Source organism: Hydrotalea lipotrueae (assembly GCF_019249625.1).
Lineage (GTDB): Bacteria > Bacteroidota > Bacteroidia > Chitinophagales > Chitinophagaceae > Hydrotalea > Hydrotalea flava.
The window spans coordinates 90,876-111,003 of sequence record NZ_JAESDL010000003.1; the positions used below are offsets into that span (position 1 = coordinate 90,876).

Annotated in this window: 14 protein-coding genes; 8 read left to right on the top strand and 6 right to left on the bottom strand. The window is 36.6% G+C overall.

Annotated features, from left to right (window positions below):
* The first annotated feature begins 45 nt into the window (after positions 1-45).
* On the top strand, positions 46-1,059 hold the full coding sequence (locus JK139_RS03505) for an endonuclease/exonuclease/phosphatase family protein (protein ID WP_074419205.1): 1,014 nt from the start codon (positions 46-48) through the stop codon (positions 1,057-1,059).
* Positions 1,060-1,525: 466 nt separating this feature from the next.
* Here the strand turns inward: JK139_RS03505 and JK139_RS03510 are convergent, their stop codons facing one another.
* The 5 genes from JK139_RS03510 to JK139_RS03530 all read right to left on the bottom strand — a co-directional run bounded on the left by JK139_RS03510 (position 1,526) and on the right by JK139_RS03530 (position 7,735).
* Entirely contained in the window at positions 1,526-2,491 is a 966-nt protein-coding gene (locus JK139_RS03510) for a YitT family protein (protein ID WP_074419206.1), read from the bottom strand.
* Between the two features lie 113 nt (positions 2,492-2,604).
* Positions 2,605-5,100, bottom strand: coding sequence for a M14 family metallopeptidase (locus tag JK139_RS03515; protein ID WP_218330600.1), 2,496 nt, complete (start codon positions 5,098-5,100; stop codon positions 2,605-2,607).
* A 136-nt stretch (positions 5,101-5,236) separates the two neighbouring features.
* The gene (locus JK139_RS03520; protein WP_074419208.1) at positions 5,237-5,641 is read right to left on the bottom strand and encodes a hypothetical protein; all 405 of its coding nucleotides are present in this window, start codon (positions 5,639-5,641) and stop codon (positions 5,237-5,239) included.
* 211 nt (positions 5,642-5,852) lie between these two features.
* Positions 5,853-7,010 carry a homogentisate 1,2-dioxygenase gene (locus tag JK139_RS03525; RefSeq protein ID WP_218330601.1) on the bottom strand — a complete coding sequence of 386 codons (1,158 nt, stop codon included), beginning with the start codon at positions 7,008-7,010 and terminating at the stop codon, positions 5,853-5,855.
* A gap of 254 nt (positions 7,011-7,264) precedes the next feature.
* Entirely contained in the window at positions 7,265-7,735 is a 471-nt protein-coding gene (locus JK139_RS03530; RefSeq protein WP_218330602.1) for a hypothetical protein, read from the bottom strand.
* Between the two features lie 243 nt (positions 7,736-7,978).
* Between JK139_RS03530 and JK139_RS03535 the strand changes: the two genes are divergently transcribed.
* The 5 genes from JK139_RS03535 to JK139_RS03555 all read left to right on the top strand — a co-directional run bounded on the left by JK139_RS03535 (position 7,979) and on the right by JK139_RS03555 (position 11,945).
* Positions 7,979-8,803, top strand: a complete 825-nt coding sequence (locus JK139_RS03535; RefSeq protein WP_218330603.1) for a tetratricopeptide repeat protein — start codon at positions 7,979-7,981, stop codon at positions 8,801-8,803.
* Positions 8,804-8,854: 51 nt separating this feature from the next.
* Positions 8,855-9,505, top strand: coding sequence for a ribulose-phosphate 3-epimerase (gene rpe, locus JK139_RS03540; protein WP_075051631.1), 651 nt, complete (start codon positions 8,855-8,857; stop codon positions 9,503-9,505).
* A 40-nt stretch (positions 9,506-9,545) separates the two neighbouring features.
* The gene (locus JK139_RS03545) at positions 9,546-9,995 is read left to right on the top strand and encodes a DUF1003 domain-containing protein (RefSeq protein WP_075051630.1); all 450 of its coding nucleotides are present in this window, start codon (positions 9,546-9,548) and stop codon (positions 9,993-9,995) included.
* 33 nt (positions 9,996-10,028) lie between these two features.
* Positions 10,029-10,700, top strand: coding sequence for a MarC family protein (locus JK139_RS03550; protein ID WP_074419214.1), 672 nt, complete (start codon positions 10,029-10,031; stop codon positions 10,698-10,700).
* Positions 10,701-10,964: 264 nt separating this feature from the next.
* A complete protein-coding gene (locus JK139_RS03555) occupies positions 10,965-11,945 on the top strand; it encodes a PhoH family protein (RefSeq protein WP_074419215.1) in 981 nt (326 codons plus the stop codon).
* Between the two features lie 46 nt (positions 11,946-11,991).
* Here the strand turns inward: JK139_RS03555 and JK139_RS03560 are convergent, their stop codons facing one another.
* Positions 11,992-13,197, bottom strand: a complete 1,206-nt coding sequence (locus tag JK139_RS03560; RefSeq protein ID WP_074419216.1) for a bifunctional 3,4-dihydroxy-2-butanone-4-phosphate synthase/GTP cyclohydrolase II — start codon at positions 13,195-13,197, stop codon at positions 11,992-11,994.
* Positions 13,198-13,401: 204 nt separating this feature from the next.
* Here JK139_RS03560 and JK139_RS03565 point away from each other — a divergent pair, with 204 nt between their 5' ends.
* Both JK139_RS03565 and JK139_RS03570 read left to right on the top strand, forming a co-directional pair.
* Positions 13,402-16,671: a TonB-dependent receptor gene (locus JK139_RS03565; protein WP_218330604.1), complete on the top strand. Its 3,270-nt coding sequence runs from the start codon at positions 13,402-13,404 to the stop codon at positions 16,669-16,671.
* A 168-nt stretch (positions 16,672-16,839) separates the two neighbouring features.
* The gene (locus tag JK139_RS03570) at positions 16,840-20,121 is read left to right on the top strand and encodes a TonB-dependent receptor (protein WP_218330605.1); all 3,282 of its coding nucleotides are present in this window, start codon (positions 16,840-16,842) and stop codon (positions 20,119-20,121) included.
* Positions 20,122-20,128 lie beyond the last annotated feature (7 nt).

Here is a 20,128-nt window from a genome sequence, read left to right on the forward strand (position 1 = left end):
ACTATTTTTTAATATTTTTATTTTTTAAGCATAATCCTCTGTGAAATGAAACCAATATTCTCACTATTTCTTGTAACATGCCTGCTTGCAAATAGCCAACAAAAATCCATTTTCAAATCAGCTACCATTATTTTTTATAATACAGAAAATTTATATGATACGATTCAAAACCCGTTATACAGAGATGAGGAGTTTACCCCAACAGGAGCAAGAAAATATTCCGGTACTATATATACCAGTAAATTAAATAACATTGTTCAGACATTGGCCAGTATTGGCAGCAATTTGCCTGCATTCATTGGGCTGGCAGAAATAGAAAATGATTGGGTACTAAACGATATCGTCAACCATTCCAGGTTGAGAACTGCCAACTACTCGTTTGTGCATTATGACAGCAGAGATGCCAGAGGAATTGATGTTGCCCTGCTCTACCAACCCTCCTATTTCAAAGTCATTCAAAGCAAAGCCATTCAGGTAATTTTACCGGAAGGAAGTAAAACAAGCAGATATACCAGAGATATTTTATGGGTGGAAGGATTTCTGGACGGAGAACTCATTGACATATACATCAACCACTGGCCATCCAGATATGGAGGAACCAATGCCAGTGAACCGGCAAGAATGTATGCTGCGAATGTATTAAAACGGCATATAGACAGCATTAAACAAATTGAGATAGGAAGAAAAATTATCATCATGGGCGACTTCAACGACAATCCATCCAACAAAAGTATTTATCAGATTTTAGGCGCAAAAGAAAAAGCCATTGCCAATAATTTGTATAACCCATTTCATGCGCTTTATATGAAAGGCATTGGCACACTTGCTTTTCAGGATGCCTGGGCGCTTTTTGATCAGATTATTTTGTCGCAGGAATGGTTAGATAAAAAACAGAAAGGTTTTTTTTATTATAGAAGTGGTATTTATAATGCTTCTTTTTTAACCGAAAATATTGGCAAGTATAAAGGATATCCAATGCGTTCATGGGATGGATATCAATTCAGAAATGGTTATAGTGACCACTACCCGGTTTATCTCAGTTTATTGAAATCGTTCTGATTGAAGGTACAATGAAATTAGATAACATGATCAAATTCATTGCCAATAAAAATACTGACTTTTAATGTACAGCCATTTCCCGGAGAAGATTCAATTAACAATTTACCATTGTGCAGCAAAAGCCGGTTCGCAATATTTCTTAGGCCAATTCCTTTGGTTTTTTTGAGGTATCAAATCCCTGTCCGTTATCTTTCAAAATAAGATTTACATAACTATGCTCGGAAGAGCGTTCAATAATAGCTTCGGCAGCATATGCATGTTTTAAAATATTAACGCGTTGTGCTATTAAGCTCTGAAAAACTTACTGAGCATATGTTTCAATAAACTTGGCTCAACAGCCATTAGTTATACAGAGTTTACTGAAACACTATTAGGCAATGAGTTTCAAACGAAAACAGATTTTAATAGCATAACACTTTAAAACATTAGATCAAAAATCTAATTCAAAGCTTTGATTTACAATCGTCTATAATCCTCTTTTTTTAATCATTCCACCTTTGGTGTCTTTTACACTGCTCATTACAACAAATGCATTTGAATCTACCCGTTCAATTTCTGCACTTAATTTATTCAACTCCAAACGGGTTACTACTGTATAAATGATATCTACTTCTTTGGTTTCGCCATTTTTGCCAAATCCGCGTTTACCGTTATACACCGTTACGCCTCTTCCCATTTTATGAATAATCATTTGCCGGATAGTTTCATGATAAGGCGAAATAATGGTAACACCAATGTATTCATCAATACCTTCTACAATAAAATCTAAGGTTTTAGAAGCTGCCAAATAAGTAATGAGTGAATACATAGCTGCTTCAATAGAAAGTAAATACGCTGCAGCACAAAATATGATTACATTAATTACAACAATTATATCCCCAATGGTAGTTCGTAATTTTTTACTTAAAAAAATAGCCAAAATTTCGGTACCATCAATTACTGCACCCCCCCGAACAGAAAGTCCGATACCGGCGCCCAAAAAAAATCCGCCAAATACTGCTACCAACAAATGATCTTTTGTAATTACCGGAAACTGAATAAATGCCAAACACATGGCCAAACCTGTAATTGCGAAAGTAGTTTTAATGGCAAATGCCCGATTGATAACTTTAAATGCCATTAAAATAAAAGGTATGTTGATTAGAATAATATAAACATAAATGGGCAAATGGGTAAGTGCGGCCATCAATAATGAAATACCGGTTACACCACCATCAATAAACTTATTGGGTAATAAAAAGCCTTTTAATCCAAAGGCTGCTGAAAAAATTCCACCCAACATCAATGCCACATCTTTTATCAATCGAAAGAAAAGCAGCTTGAAAAAACGGAATCCTTTGGCTTTTTTATAACTGGAATCGTCTTTGTTTATAAAAAAGCTTTTCTTTTTTAAAATTTGATGATAAATAAATTGCGACCAAAGTGGATTCATTTTTTATGAACAATATACAAAATTTAAGCGAAAAATCGGGTATAATTTAAGAATGAAACCCAACAAAAATGCCAGATAAATTCGGGTATTTCATAAAAAATATATTATAATAATTAATTAACCATGAAAACAGCATTGGCAAACATCAATTTTCCATTTTCCCAAAACATTCTGAAAATTGGATCATCAGCCATAAATACATAAATGCCTTTTCCTACAGGTTGTGTGCCAAACAATACGCCATTTTTAATTTTATCTTTTAACTGGTTACCTACAAAACCGGCCACATAATTGTTATCTGCAATTGTTCCTACATTCCATCCATTGTTAACATATTCGTATACCTGCTCATTTTGTTTTAATGTATAATAAACTTTATCGTAACCATACGCCAATGGGTTGGTATTATCTAACTGAACACTATAAATACTGCCGGGAATGGAAAAAGATAAACGATCTCTGTCTTGCTGATCATAAACAGGTAATTTATTTACTGAAATGGTGTCGTCTGTTTTTTGCCTTTTTAATTTTAGGCCAAATAAATTGGTTCCAACAATTGCGGTAGCATTTTGCAGGGTAATTAACTTACCGCCGCTTTGTACAAAATTTTTCAATTTTTCTGATACAGCTTTATCATTCAATACCCTATAATATCCATCCGGTATGATGATAACGGTATAAGCACTTAAATTCAAACGGTACAAATCAACAGCATTTAATAAGGTAAGCGGATATTGCAATGCTTTATCAAAATAATTCCATACTTCGCCTGCATCGGTTGCAGAACTTTGTTCACCGGTTATTAAAGCTACTTTAGGTGCATGAATAACCTGAATATCAGGACTTCCAAAATCAGGCCCCTTCTGCATTAATCCGGTGTTTACAGGAACGGGTGTAATATTATACAAAGTTGCAGCCGACTGAACTAACGATACCCAGTTTACGTTATCGTTACTGGTTTTTAAAACCAATAGCGTTCCATCGGGATAAGTAATATTATTGTAGGTAATTGGTTTGGCAGTTACCCGTACTTTCACTTTGTTTTTTATTAAGTATGCCAGCAATTTTGCAGCATTAAATGATTGATAGGGAATAATATAGCCATAATCACTTGCAACAACATTGGCAACATTTACTGCACCAGGAAATTGCTTTAAAGTTATCTTTTCATTGATAGCGTAAGCATCTAACCCAAAAGTATAGGGAATACTCCAGGCAGTAATATCGTAAGTAGCACTGTCTGAAAGTTTTGATTTCGGTTCAAATAAAACCCTTGCCAAACTACTTTTAGGCTGGTACATGGATACCGCTAATTGATATTTCTGCAATTTTACATCTTCCACAGCATTGTTAACATAATGATAGCCTTTGTAGTTTCCTTCCATCACACCATATTCAATTCGATTATTATCGAGTAATTTTTTTACTGCATTGATTTTATTGAGATCATTACTGCTAACAACATAGGTTTTGTATACACTATTGGCAGCATTGTTATTATTCTCGTAGTATTTCTTAAAATTATCTATTAATTGCTGATGTTGGAGTGCAGATACCTGAACTGTTGAGATACCGGTTGTAAAATGATGCATTACCCTGTCGCGAAGTGTAAGTGTATCACCATCATCATTAATTACACCAAGGCCTGCACGTATACCACCCTGCTCAAACGTCATTCCTATTGCGCCATTGTATAATGGATAAGTATCACCATAAGATGGGTAAAATAAATCGAAGCGCTCTTTGGTAAAATATAGCCATCCATTTTTATCAAAATAAGATGCATTGTTTTTACCTATCAATACCTGAAAATCCCTCTGCCATTTTGTAATTACTTCATGATAAGGCTCTGCAGCCGGTGCAAAATAGTAAGGTTCATTAAAACCCTGTTCATGATAATCAACATGTACTTCCGGCATCCATTGCTGGTATAAATTCAGGCGTTGTTGTGTTTCAATTTGTGTTTGCCATGCCCAATCGCGGTTTAAATCAAAATTATAGTGATTGGTTCTGCCACCAGGCCAGGGTTCTGCATGCTCTCTTGACTGCACATCCACATTCATATTTACGCCAACTACGCTATTATACCAATTAATGTAACGGTCGCGACCATCGGGATTAATACAGGGATCCATGATAATGACTTCATGTTGTAACCATTCCTGGGCATCTTTATTATCGGGTTTCAATAAAGTATATAAAGTTAGCATAGCAGCTTCGCTTGATGCGGCTTCATTACCATGCACATTATAACTTAACCACACAATGGGGGGCACATTATTGGATACGGGTGCCACAATATCCTGCAATAAACCGGTTAAGCGTAAATTATTTTTTCGGATTTCTTCCAGTTGCTTATGATTTTCCGGATTGGCAATGATGGCAACCATTAATTCCCTGCCTTCGTTGGTTGTACCATAAGGTTGAATGGTTACCCAATCTGGCCGTTCTTTTGCAATAAGTTTAAAATAATCTACAATTTGATAGTGCCTGGTAAAGCGGCTTCCAATAGGATAACCCAAAAATTCTTCAGGACTGGTAATGGTGTTTTGTGCCATTAAACTTCCTGACACCAAAAGCAAAACAAATAACATAAGCCATTTTCTCATACAATCAATTATTTATAAGCTTCAATAATTTAATCTACTGCCGATTATGCAGTTAAAGTTGTGAATATAGGTAAAGAAAAAAAGCAGTCCAAAAGACTGCTCTTGTTTTTGATGAAAGGAAAAATTACAACTACTGTTACATGGGTGCAGTTGTTAAATGAATTTTAGTCATATCTGCATAATGGTTTTGCAATTGATGGATGTAATGAACGTTGGGATGATATCTTCTATCTTCTCTGTACCACATATCTAAACCTGAAAAATCGCCTTCACCGGGTATTAACATTCTAAAAGCACCCTTACTATATTTTATGGAACCATCTGCCTGAACTTCTTTTTTAAAATGTAGTTTTTGTAATTGTTCATCATTCAGTGGCAGGGGTTCTAAATCATCAGGTTCATACCAAAATTCCTGTACTTCAGTTGCTACACATACCTGTTTTTCATCATGGTTAAGGTCGGTTACTTCCCCTTCCCATTGTTTTCCTTCAAAGGTGCATTTTACATAATCACCTATTTTAAGATCGTTGAATGGTATCATATTGGCAAATTTTTAGAACATGAATATAAAAAAATTATTCGGACAAAAAACAGACTAATTTGGCTCATTTGTAATTGCAATAATGTTTTTTAGTGCCAAATTTCGCTGCAAGGCAGTTTGAATAAAGATTGCAACACAAATCTTTCATCCGAAACAAACAAACAAACTTTATCAACGCCTTACCATCCGGGCAGGCTTTTTTCTGTAAATTTTATTCTGCCCAACTCATTACATAGCCTTTATTTTCAATATTAATAGCTGTTTCTGTGAGTTGCAGTGGATGAAAAGTATCAACCATTACCGCCAGTTCCCGTGTTTCTTTTTTACCGATACTTTTTTCAACTGCTCCAGGATGTGGACCATGTGGTATTCCTGCAGGATGTAAAGTAATCATTCCTCTGCTAACATTTTTACGGCTCATAAAATCACCATCTACATAATACAAAACTTCATCACTATCAATATTACTGTGATTATAAGGTGCCGGAATTGCGAGTGGATGATAATCATATAACCGGGGCACAAAACTACAAATCACAAAATTATTGGCTTCAAATGTTAAATGAATGGGAGGGGGTTGGTGTACCCTGCCAGTGATGGGTTCAAAATCGTGAATACTTAAAATATAGGGATAGCAACAGCCATCCCACCCTATCACATCAAACGGGTGATGTGCATAATGAACACCATACAGCATGCCTTGTTTTTTTGTTTGAATCAAAAAATCGCCTTTAGCATCAACGGGCTCTTTAAATTCAGGTACTTTTAAATCGCGTTCTGTATAAGGAGAATGTTCTAACAACTGGCCATTTTTACTCACATATTTTTTGGGGAAACGAATGGGGCTAAAAGATTCCACTATCAGTAATCTGTTACTGTTGTTTTGAAAACTAATTTGGTAAATGGTTCCTCTGGGTATAACAATATAATCACCATACTGAAAATAAAGATCTCCATATTGCGTATGTAGAATACCATTTCCTTCATGAATAAAAAGCAGCTCATCTGCATCTGCATTTTTATAAAAATAGTCTTCCATACTTTTTTCCGGGGCAGCTACAGTTACCATGCAATCACGATTTACCAGTAAAGGTTTACGGCTCTCCAAAAAATCGGGCACCGGTTTTATATTAAATGTTTCAAAACACCGGTGATGCAGCATTTTTTCTTCGGCTATTACCGGTGTAACATTTACAGCAGCATCTGTTTTTATTATTTGAGTGGGCGGGTGATAATGATACAGCAGGGCATAATCGTTACTAAAGCCTTCAGTAGAAAATAATTGTTCTGAATATAATGATCCATCAGATTTTTTAAACTGGGTATGTCGTTTAGGCGGGATATTCCCTCTTTGAATATAATATGACATTGTGTTGATTTTATTGTGATAGAATATGCAAAACCATTAGCTATGCTGGTTTGTTTAATAAAAGCCACGGGGCACGTTGAAAGTGCCAACATAGAATGCAGGAAAACATATTTCCAGCCACGCTTATCTATCCAGTAGTAAAGAATATTCCTGCAATAAGGCATAAGGCAATCGTATTCACTCAAAGATACAAAAACAAAAGAGGCCGAAGCCTCTTATAATAATAAAATGGATTGGAGTGAATGAAATTGAAATTAAAAACCTCTGAACAATGGAACATCGCCAAAACGACCGGGCCAGGGTATAGAAGATAGAATAATAACAAGGGCCAACACATAGAATAACAGTAGTTTTTTGTTCTTTTTTGAAGGTTCTGCTTCCTTTTTGGCTACCCCGCGGGTAAGAGTAATCAATATAATGGCAATTATCATCCCTGTAATATGTTCCACCGCCCAAAAACGTAGTACTGCATCTTTCATAACCGTTGCAGCACCCATTGTTCTAAAAAAAACGAAGCCTTTGGGACCAAAAAAATATTGATATAACCCAATTAATAAAGTAATGTGTGCGGCAATCATTAGCCATAAATTCATTTTTTTGGCCACGCTGCTCAAAGGTTTTTGCATTTTGGCAATGCTGTTAATAATGCCAACTATTAACAGAATTAAAATAATCCAGCGTAACCAGCTGTGTAAAACAAGCAGAAAACTATCCAAAGCACTCATATTTAAAATATTGAAGATTTAAAAAATATACTGCCCGAAGATATAACTTTCAATTACAAAACAACCGATAAGTAGTAATATTTTCTTATAAACAACAGAACTTGGCATTCAACGGCTTACACTGATTTTTATAACATTTTTTATGCGCAGGCACTTGTACTTTTGTACAATACAGGAAAAGAATAACAAAACGTTTTTTCATTTAACAAATAATGATTATTTTAACAAAGTAAATAGTGCTTCATGAAAATATTGCCCGCTATAATATCAAGCATCCTGATTGTATTATTAATGGCAGGATGTACCAACCGCAACTCAGAAAAGCAGGCTAAAACAGACAGCAATCAAACAATAGTACTAACACCCTATATTAAAAATTTAAAAACAGCAATTGCCACACATCCGGATAGTGTAGGTATTCGTTTGAAATTGATTGATGCTTATGACAGCTTGAACTTATTTAAACCGGCAATAATGGAGTTAGATTCACTCATTGCAAAAGATGAATTCAATTACGGCCTTTGGTACCGTAAAGGACGTTTATCTGAAAATGCAGAAGATACCGCTGCTGCCATAGATGCCTACAGGCACGCAACTGAAATATATCCTGCACCAGATGCTTTGCTTTCATTGGCAAATTTATACGCAGAAAAAAAGAATAAAGAAGCCCTGAAACTATGTAATCAAGTAGCTGAATTAAGATTAGGCCGCGAAACAAATGCTAATTGCTTATTTATAACCGGCGTTTATTATGCTCGAACAGGACAAAAGAATAAGGCACTGCAGGCATTTGATCAATGCATTAATCAAAACTTCGCATACATGGAGGCATATTTAGAAAAAGGATTTATTTATTATGATCAAAAAGATTATGCCATCGCCTTAAAAATTTTTCATATGGCATCGAATGTAAACAATACTTATCCTGACGCTTATTACTGGCAGGCCAAATGCTATGAGGCCCTGCAACAAACAAACGATGCCATAAAAAATTACCAAACATCCCTTACTTTAGATCCTACCCTACATGAAGCTGCCACTGCCATTAAAAGATTAGAAAAGCATTAGGCAACTGCAAAAAGAAAATTTAATTGCTCAACACATAAACAACATTGTACTATGCCAATTATAGCCCCTTCAATTTTAGCTGCCAATTTCTTGCAACTACAACAAACCTGTACTATGCTGAATGAAAGTAAAGCAGACTGGTTTCATTTAGATATTATGGATGGCCGCTTTGTACCCAATATTAGTTTTGGTATTCCGGTAGTAAACGCCATTAAAAAGGCTACTTCAAAAATATTGGATGTACATTTAATGATTGTGGAACCTGAAAAATATATTGATGATTTTAAAAAAGCCGGTGCAGATAGTATAACGGTTCATGTAGAAGCCTGCCCGCATTTACACCGTAATATTCAACAAATAAAAGATGCAGGTTTAAAAGCAGGTGTTGCTCTAAATCCACACACCCCAATTTGCATGTTAGAAAATATTCTTTCGGATATTGATATGGTTTTAATAATGAGTGTAAATCCCGGTTTTGGCGGACAATCTTTTATTCCTAATAGTTTACACAAAATAAAAGAATTAAGAAAGTTACTAAACAAAGTTGCTCCGGAAGTTTTAATTGAAGTAGACGGTGGCATTACATTAAAAAATGCAGCAGCTGTTATACAAAGCGGCGCCAATGTTTTGGTGGCTGGAAGCGCTATCTTCAATACCCAGCACCCTGATGCTACAATAGAACAATTTAAAATGGTGGTATAATAGTTTACCAATAATAATGTAACCCTGAACTTGTAAATATATGAACGAGTATAATAAAGAAAGCAATCATTCACAACACACAACTAGTCCGGTAGTAAATGTGAATGTTGCTTACAAAGAACATCTTACCTCATTAAATAAATTAGCCTTATGGATTACCATCAGAGTAGGCAGTATGGGGTTTTTCATTATCATTTTTACCTGGTCGGCCTTATGGTTACTGTGGAATACCGTTGGACCAAAGTCGCTTAGATTTGATCCTTATCCTGCCTTTGTGTTTTGGTTATTTATTTCAAACCTGATTCAAATTTTATTGATGCCACTCATTATGGTAGGCCAAAACCTGCAAGGCATACATGCAGAAATAAGAGCTGAAACAGATTTTAGAATTAACCAAAAAGCTGAGGCTGAAATTGAATCAATTTTGGTTCACTTAGAAAAACAAAATGAGTTGATTTTAGAAATATTGAAGAAATTAGATTCGAAATAAAAGTAAAAAAATACAAACTGCATCGAAACCATCATGGAGCTTATACTATCGTTTTTAAATCTTGTATTCATTGGATTTGTGGCATTATTTCCACCGGTAAATCCTATTGGAACTGCATTGGTAATGGATCCTTTACTGCACAATTTGGAAGAAAAACAAAGAAGAATAGCAGCAAAAAAAATTGCCACTTATAGTTTTATCATTTGTGCGGTTTCAACCATTACCGGGAGTTGGATTTTTAAATTATTTGGCATTTCCATTCCGGTTGTACAAGTAGCAGGCGGTATATTAATTTGCAAAATGGGATGGCAACTGCTATCTTCTGACAATGACATCAAAACATCGGAAGAAACGAAAAGCCCCGATACCAAAACTGATATGGAAAGTGTCAATAAAATTTTATTTTATCCATTATCATTTCCCATGACTACCGGTGCAGGAACTATATCTGTTTTGCTAACCTTAAGTGCACATGGGCATGCCAAAAAAGTATCTACTTATTTTATTAATTTGGGCGCTTTGCTTTTTGCTGTGCTTTTAATGGCTGTACTTATTTTTTTGAGCTACGCTTATACACCCATTCTCATCAAAAAACTGGGTGCCAAAGGCGGTCAAATTGTAAACAGATTAAGTGCCTTTTTAGTTTTTTGCGTAGGCTTACAAATTGCTACCAGTGGAATCATACACCTCATCAAACCTGCATAATTTTGCATTTGAACACAATAATTGTTTGAAATAGGGGGAATGCTGTTAACATAAAAATAATTGCATTGCATTTTCTGTTTTCAATACCATTCAATCAAGAAAAAAGGTTTATAGTTATTTTTAAAAGCGTGATACTTAAACTTCAATAATTCTTTCCACAATATGTGCAAAAACAAGTTTGTTATTTCATCGATAAAATAAATTAAATTTGAGAAAGCAGCAAACAGAAATAAATAATTTTATTCAACCTAAAACGAATAAACATTGACAGACACCATTATTAGCCTTAACAGCGTTAATCCCATTGAATTCTTCGGCGTTAACAACGGCAAATTAGATTTATTAAAAAAGAAATTTCCATTATTAAAAATTTTATCAAGAGGTACTCAAATAAAAATTAGTGGTGCTCCGGAACAAATAGAAGTAGCCAAAGAAAAAATTGAACTCATTCTGCAATACTTAGAACGGAATGGGCATTTAAGTGAAAATTATTTTGAACAGATATTAGGTGGAGATGATGCAGAAACCGTTGACAATTTTGTAGACCGGCACCCCAATGACATTTTAGTTTTTGGACCAAATGGCAAAACAGTACGTGCCAGAACGGCCAACCAGAAAAAAATGGTACAGGCTATTGATAAAAATGATATTGTTTTTGCCATTGGGCCGGCAGGTACCGGTAAAACTTATACTGCTGTTGCATTAGCGGTTAGAGCTTTAAAAAATAAAGTGGTAAAAAAAATTATTCTTACCCGGCCTGCTGTTGAAGCAGGCGAAAGTTTGGGTTTTTTACCCGGCGATTTAAAAGAAAAAATTGACCCGTATTTACGCCCTTTATATGATGCTTTGGATGATATGATTCCTGCGGATAAACTGGGATATTATATGACTACCCGTACTATTGAGATTGCTCCGTTGGCTTACATGCGTGGCCGTACATTAGACAATGCCTTCATTATTTTAGATGAAGCGCAAAACACCAATGATTTGCAGTTGAAAATGTTTTTAACACGTATTGGTGCCAATGCAAAAGCCATTATTACCGGCGATCCTACGCAAATAGACTTACCCCGCAATCAACGCAGTGGTTTGCATAAAGCTTCACGCATTTTGCAAAATATTGATGGCATAGCACATGTTGAATTATCGGAAGAAGATGTAGTACGGCATAAGTTGGTAAAAGCCATTATTAAAGCCTATGAAAAGGAATATGAAAAAGAGGAAGCATTTTTAAAAGAAAGATAAATTAATGCAAAAAAGGTAAGCGAATAATGGCTACCTTTTTTTTAAGTTATTTCTTTTTCAAAATTTCGTGCCCCATTTTGTCGCGTTTGGTTTGTAAATATTTTTCATTGAATGGGTTGGGTGGAATTTCAATGGGAATAATATCAACAATTTCTAAGCCATAACCTTTTAATGCTGCTCTTTTCTTGGGGTTATTACTCATTAAACGAAGTTTGGTTACGCCTAAAGCCCGCAACATTTGTGCACCTACACCATAATCACGCTCATCCATGGCAAAACCCAGATGCAGATTGGCCTCTACAGTATCCATACCTTCTTCCTGTAAGCGATAAGCTTTTAATTTATTCATCAACCCAATGCCTCTGCCTTCCTGATTCATGTATAAAATAACACCTTTACCTTCAGCCTGTACCATTTGCATGGCTTTGTGCAACTGATCGCCACAATCGCAACGAAAACTGCCTAAAATATCGCCGGTAAAACAACTGCTGTGTACACGGGTTAAAACGGGCTCATCCGGCTTCCACTCCCCTTTTATTAATGCCAGGTGCTCACCACCGGAAATTTTTTCTTTAAAAGCCACCAATTTAAAATAGCCATATTTGGTGGGCATTTCTACCCGGGTAACTTCTTCAATCAATGAATCGGATTGCAGCCTGTATTCAATCAAATCTTTAATTGAAATAATTTTCAAATCAAATTTTTTTGCAATTTTTAACAACTGCGGCAATCGAGCCATAGTGCCATCTTCATTCATAATTTCAACCAGCACGCCGGCTTCTTCAAAACCTGCCAAACGTGCCAAATCAACAGTTGCTTCGGTATGTCCGGTACGGCGCAAAACGCCACCTCTCTTCGCTCTCAGCGGAAAAATATGACCGGGCCTACCCAAATCATCCGGTTTTGTATTAGGGTCAATTAAAGCCTGAATGGTTTTGGCCCTGTCATGGGCACTGATGCCGGTGGTGCAACCATGCCCCAGCAAATCAACACTCACGGTAAAGGGCGTTTCGTGCAATGCGGTATTTTGGTTCACCATTAAATTGAGTCGAAGCTTATCGGCCAATGCTTCTGAAATGGGGGCACAAATCAATCCACGACCTTCCTTGCTCATAAAATTGATGATTTCCGGTGTTACATTTCGTGCAGCAGTAATAAAATCTCCTTCATTTTCACGGTCTTCATCATCTACAACAATCACTAATTTGCCATTTTTAATGGCTTCAATTCCTTCTTGGATAGAATGCAACATGTTTCAATATTATCTTACAAAAGTACAGATTAGGTACTGTTTTATTTAAAAATATAAAATCTGCGAGCACATCGGATGTGTTTAAAACAGTTCAAATTTCACCTTAAAACCGGTAAACGTTCATAAAAAGCAACAATTTGTTAATATTTTAATGTGGTTCAACGTAAATAATTCACTTTATTTGCCTCAGAAAAAATTAACATTATGCTTAGTAAAAAACTACTGCGAGCCTTTGTATTGCTGTTATTGTGCTTGCCGGCAACCTTGATTGCCCAGGTAACCACCAGTAGCATTAAAGGTTTTGTAAAAATGTCAGACGGGAAACCTTTAGAAGGTGTTTCCATTACTGCAACCCACATTCCTTCTGGAACTGTTTACAGTACCGTATCCCGCAAAAGCGGTGAATACACTTTACCGAACGTAAGAATTGGCGGCCCCTACAAAATTGAATTTAAATATGTAGGATTAAGGCCTGAAACTGTGGAGGACTTTTACCTGAATTTGGGTGAACCTTACATTGCCAACGTTTCAATGCAGGATATATCGAACAATTTAAGTGAAGTGGTGGTAACATCTCAAGCCCGTAGAATTAACACGGACCGCACGGGAGCTTCCACACAAATTTCTCAACGGCAATTATCTACCCTGCCTACCATTGGCAGAAGCATTACCGACTTTACACGTATTACACCACAAGCCAACGGTACCAGCTTTGCTGGAAGAGACGGCCGTTATAACAATGTGGTAATTGACGGTGCCAACCTGAATAATAATTTTGGTTTAAGTTCTGACCCTTTACCGGGTGGTGGTAGTCAGCCTATTTCATTAGATGCCATTGAAGAAGTTTCAGTAAACATTGCCCCATTTGATGTTCGCCAATCAGGCTTTACAGGTGCCGGTATTTTTGCAGTTACCAAAAGTGGTACCAATACCTTCCATGGTTCAGCTTATGGTTTGTACAGAAATCAGGATTACAATGGTAAAAAAGTAGGTTCTGTAACCTTAACAGACCCGGCTCCTTCTACTAAAAAAATCTATGGTTTTACCTTGGGTGGTCCAATTATTAAAAATAAATTGTTCTTCTTTGCCAACTATGAGCATGAAGAAAATACTTCACCTGGTATTACTTTTTCTCCAACAGGCGGTAGTGGTATTGGAAATATATCACAAACACCCATCGATTCTTTAAAGAAATTTGCTGATTATTTAAAATCGCGATACAATTACGACCCGGGTGCGTATGATAATTTTCCGAATTTTGTTACTGCCAACCATAAATTATTAATTAAGGTAGACTGGAATATTAACAAAGTGCACAAACTCAGTGTAAAATACAATGAGTTGATTGGTACAGACATGAACCCGCTGAATGGCACTAGTATCCCAAACGCTGCACCATTCTCAGTGGTAGGAGGAAGTGGACAAATCAGCCGTTTACCCAATAACAGGTTTAGTTTACGATCAATGGCATTCAGTAATTCAAACTATGGGTTTAAGCATTTGGTAAAATCAGGTGCATTTGAATTGAACTCTAACTTCAACAGCCGCTTCTCTAATCAGTTTATTGCTACCATTACTAAAATACAGGATACCAGAACCATTCCCGGCGGACAAGCTTTCCCTACTATTGATATTTTTAACAATAACGGGCAAAACTATATGTCTGCAGGAACGGATCCTTTTACCAGGAATAATGACGTAATTAACGATATATACAATGCTACGGATAACTTTACCTATTATGCCGGTAAACACACATTAACCTTTGGTGCTACTTATGAATATCAACGTGTAGGCAATATGTTTATGCCGGGTTCTTCCAGTTATTATGCTTTTAATTCTTTAAGCGATTTCATGAATAACCGGGCACCTGCATTTTTCTCTTATAACTTCTCTTTGGTACCGGGCACACCGGCCGTTTATTCTGCCGATTTAAAAATTGGTCAGTTGGGTTTATATGCACAGGACGAGTTTAACGTGAATGATAAATTAAAGATTACTTATGGTTTAAGGATCGATAAACCTGTTTATCCGCAACAACCATTAGAAAATCCAAATATTACGGCTTTAACTTTCCCTGATAAAAATGGTAATCCAACCCATTATAGCACAGGAAAATGGCCCAAAAGCACCTTGTACTTCTCACCCAGAGTAGGTTTCCGTTATAAAATTGATGAAGAGAATATTGTATTTCGCGGTGGTACCGGATTGTTTACCGGAAGAATACCCTTTGTATTCTTAACCAACATGCCCTCTAATAGCTTCATGTATCAGTCTGGTCAGGCAGTGAATAATGCTGCACAGTTGCAGAATTTTTTATTCAATCCTAACCCTGATGCGTATGCCAGCAAATTTAATCCAACACCCGGTACATTACCCAATAATGCCAATATTGTTTTGATTGATCCTAATTTTAAATTCCCGCAGGTATGGCGCTCTAATTTAGCCTTCGACAAAAAAATTGGGAAGGGCTGGTTAATTACTACTGAGTTTTTGTATACAAAAGATGTGAATGCAGTAGTAATGCGTAATGCAAATTTAAAAAATCCGGATGGAACTATTAATGGTATTGATTACAGAGGCAGATTTTCATCTCCAGCGGCCAGAAACGTTTATAGCAATATCAATACGGCTATTGTGTTAGAAAATACCAGTATGGGTTCCAGTGGTTCTGCTACCTTCCAAATTCAGAAATCAGCAGCAAAAGGTTTTTATGGCTCATTTGCTTACACTGCCAGCTTTGCTTCAGAAGTTACCGCCAACCCGGGTGCTCAGGCAACTTCTGTATGGAACAGCAATGCAACAACTGGAACGCCTAATACATTACAATTGGCCACATCATCTTATGTTACACCCCATCGTTTTATTGGTACGCTTTCATACAGATGGGAATACTTAAATCACTTAGCTACTACTGTAAGTATTTTCGGTCAATTAGCCAAACAAAACAATTATAGCTATGTATATGGTGGCGATATTAATAATGATGGGTTAAGTGGTATTGATTTGATGTATATTCCTAAAGATCCACCTCAGGTTATATTTGTACAATCTGGAAGTTCTTTCACACCGGCTCAACAGGCTGCAGCTTTCCAGCAATTTATACAAAACACGCCTTATTTAAACAATAACAAAGGAAAAGATGCAGAAAGAAATGCTGCTTACTTACCTTGGTTAAGCACATTTGACGTGAGAATTTTGCAGGATTTCTACGCTAAAGTGGGTGATAGGAAACACACTTTACAACTTTCTGTAGACATTTTAAATGCCGGCAACCTGATTAATAAAATGTGGGGAGTACGCCAAATTACCACCACTACACAGCCTTTAATTTTTAGAGGATTAGATAGTCAGGGAAGACCCACTTTTAATATGCAAACCTTAAATGGGCAATTGATAACCAAGCCATGGCAAAACTCATTAAGTACATTAAGTACCTGGGGTATGCAGTTAGGTTTGAAATACTTTTTCTAAATTTCAGCTTAATACAAATTAAATTTTAATAAAGAAGCTCCGAATATTTCGGGGCTTCTGCTTTTTAACGGAATATTTGCGCTTTGTTAATAAAACGGTAACATTAGTATAAGGTTGTGTTAAAACTTAACCATCAAATTTGCACCTGAAATTAAAAAATCAAATCACATGCTAAAAAAACTACTACTTATGGTAGCTCTGTTTATCGGAGCAATCAATTATGTAATGGCCCAGGAAACCACTTCCGATGTTCAGGGAAGGGTAACCGATGGCAAAAATCCGGTAGCAGGTGCTGTTGTTACAGCCATTCATCAGCCTACCGGTACCAAATATGTAACCACAACACGTAAAGATGGCCGCTATAATTTGGCCAATATGAAAGTGGGAGGTCCCTACCAAATTACCGTTACTTTTTTGGGTTACAGAACAGAGCAACAAGACAATGTTTTTTTGGTGTTAGGCCAGGAATTTAAAGCTGACTTTTCTTTAACTGAAACCAGTAATCAGCTAAATGCGGTAGAAGTAAAAGGTATAAGGCAAGATAAAGTATTTAATACCGGCCATACCGGCAGCCAGGAAATTATTAGCCGCAGCCAAATTGAACGCTTACCCACCATCAACAGAAGTTTACAGGATTTTACCCGTTTAACACCTTCTGCCAACGGTTTAAGCTTTGGTGGCATGAATAGTTCTTACAACAACATTACAGTAGATGGTGCCAATTTCAATAATGCTTTTGGTCTTTCATCAGTTTTAGGTGGTCAAACCAATTCGCAACCTATTAGCTTAGATGCAATAGAACAAATTCAAGTAAACATTTCTCCCTACGACGTTCGTCAGGGTGGCTTTGCAGGAGCCGGTGTTAACACCGTTACCCGCAGCGGTACCAATCAGGTAAAAGGTTCAGTTTATACCTACATTAGAACCCCCGGATTACAGGGTTATAATGTTAGAACCAATACAGTACCCCGACCCAGTTATACCTATAATTTACGTGGTGCATCCATTGGTGCCCCCATTATAGAAAATAAATTGTTCATTTTTGTTAGTGCTGAACAGGAAAGAATTAGCCAACCTGCTACCACTTTTGTTGCTGCCAAGCCGGGACAAGCGCCTGTACCGGGTGTGGTTTCGCAAGCAGTAGCAGATACTTTAGATGCTTTAAAAAATTTTCTGATTCAAAAATACAATTACAATCCAGGCAATTATCAGAACTATAACTATAATACCTATAGTGATAAATTGACTGCCCGTTTAGACTGGAACGTAGGTAAAAACAGTACATTTACCCTAAAATACAATTACCTCAAATCATATCGCGATATTTCAGCCAGTAACAGTGGTGCGCCAAATGGTAACCGCCAACCCAGTAATACCGGTTTACCTTTTAGTGGCAGTGGTTATAGAATTAACAACAACTTCAACATTGTTATTGGTGAATTAAATACCCGTTTCAGCAATCGAGTATCTAACAAATTACAAGTAGGTTATACCGCTTTAAGAGATTTCAGATCAAGCCTTTCCGGTGCCAACTTCCCATTGGTAGATATCCTGAATGGTTTAGGCCAAAGCTATACTGCTTTCGGTTATGAGCCATTTACTTACAATAACGTTTTAAATACCAATGTATTCCAATTTTCAGACATAGTAACTGTTTATAAAGGCAACCATGAAATTACCTTGGGAACACAAAATTATATCAAGCGCTTTAAAAATGGTTTTTCGCCCAACTATGCCGGAGCCTACCAATTTAATACTTTAACTGATTTTTATAATAGTGCAATGAATGGTGCTCCTACTGCAGCTAATTATACTTTATCATATGCGCTGACTAAAGATGGTTCTTTCCCATTTGCGCAGGTAGGTTCAAATGAATTGGGTTTCTTTGCACAAGATAAATGGCGTGCAAAAGATAATTTAACCATTACTTATGGTTTAAGATTAGATTTACCCATCTTCACCAATAGCTTCACTGCAAACCCTTATGCCTCTCAATTGGTATTTAGAGATGGTAAAACTTACGATGTAGGTCATAAACCGGACAATAATTTGTTGGTTTCTCCAAGATTAGGTGTTAACTGGGATGTATTTCATGACCACAAAACACAGGTTCGTGGTGGTATCGGTTTATTTACAGGACCCCCACCATTTGTATGGATTAGCAATCAGGCCAGCAACAATGGTGTATTGTTTGGGTCTTTCTTCCAAGCTAAAACCAATCCTTCCACAGGTAAACCCTGGGTATTTAGCCCCGATATTAATGCATACAGACCTTCAGCAACTTCGCCCAATACTTCCTACAACTTAGTATTTACAGATCCTAAGTTTAAATACCCTCAGGTAATGAAGTTAAGTGCAGCAGTTGACCAAAAATTGCCCGGAAATATTGTAGCTACATTTGAATATACCTTCTCAAAAGATGTGAATGCAGTGTATTTCCAAAACGTTAACTTACCTTCAACAGGCACACCTTTGGTAGGATCTGATAATCGCTTACGTTATTCTTCTACCAAAATTTGGTCTGGCGCCGGTGGTGCTTCCGTAACCAATCCGAACATTAGCAGTGCAATCTTAATGGCCAATACCAATAAAGGCTATGCTTATACCGCCACCGCACAGTTTCAACGCTCAGTAAAAAACTTAACCACCAGTATAGCTTACACTTATAGCCAGGCTAAAAATGTAAATGATGGCGGTTCTATTGCACAAAGTATGTGGAGGGATCGGCCAACACACGGCGACTTAAACTCTGATGAATTAGGCTACGCAGGTTATTACCAACCACACCGTGTTATTGGTTATGCCCAATACCGTTTTGAATATGGTAAACATTATGCCACTTCAGTAGGTTTGGTGTTTGAAGCGGCTACTGCAGGTGTAGGTTCTTATACTTATCAGGGCGATTTAGTGAACGGTGGTACCGGAGGTAACAGTTCTTTAATTTATATTCCTAAAACACAATCCGATATTGTACTGGTTCCTGTAAATACAGGCGGTGGTACCATTACCGATACACGTACACCTGATATTATCTGGAACCAACTGAATAACTTTATTCAGCAAGACCCCTACATGAGCAAACACAGAGGCCAATATGCTGAAAGAAATGCCATTGTATTACCTTGGTACAAACATGTTGACTTAAACGTTACACAAGATTTTTATGTGAAATCAGGTAAAAACAAACATACCATTCGTTTAACTTTTGACCTGATTAACTTAGGTAACTTCTTAAATCCGAACTGGGGTATTGTTAAAACATTTAATAATACTTCATTCCTGAAATTTGAAGGCATTGCACAATCTGGCGTTAATGCAGGCAAACCGATGTTCTCCTTCCTGTATCAGGATCCTAAAAATCAAATTCCTTATGTAAACAGTTTTCAGGACAATACCGGCATCTTCTCTCGCTGGCAAGGGCAAATTGGTGTACGTTATTTATTTAACTAAGCGACCC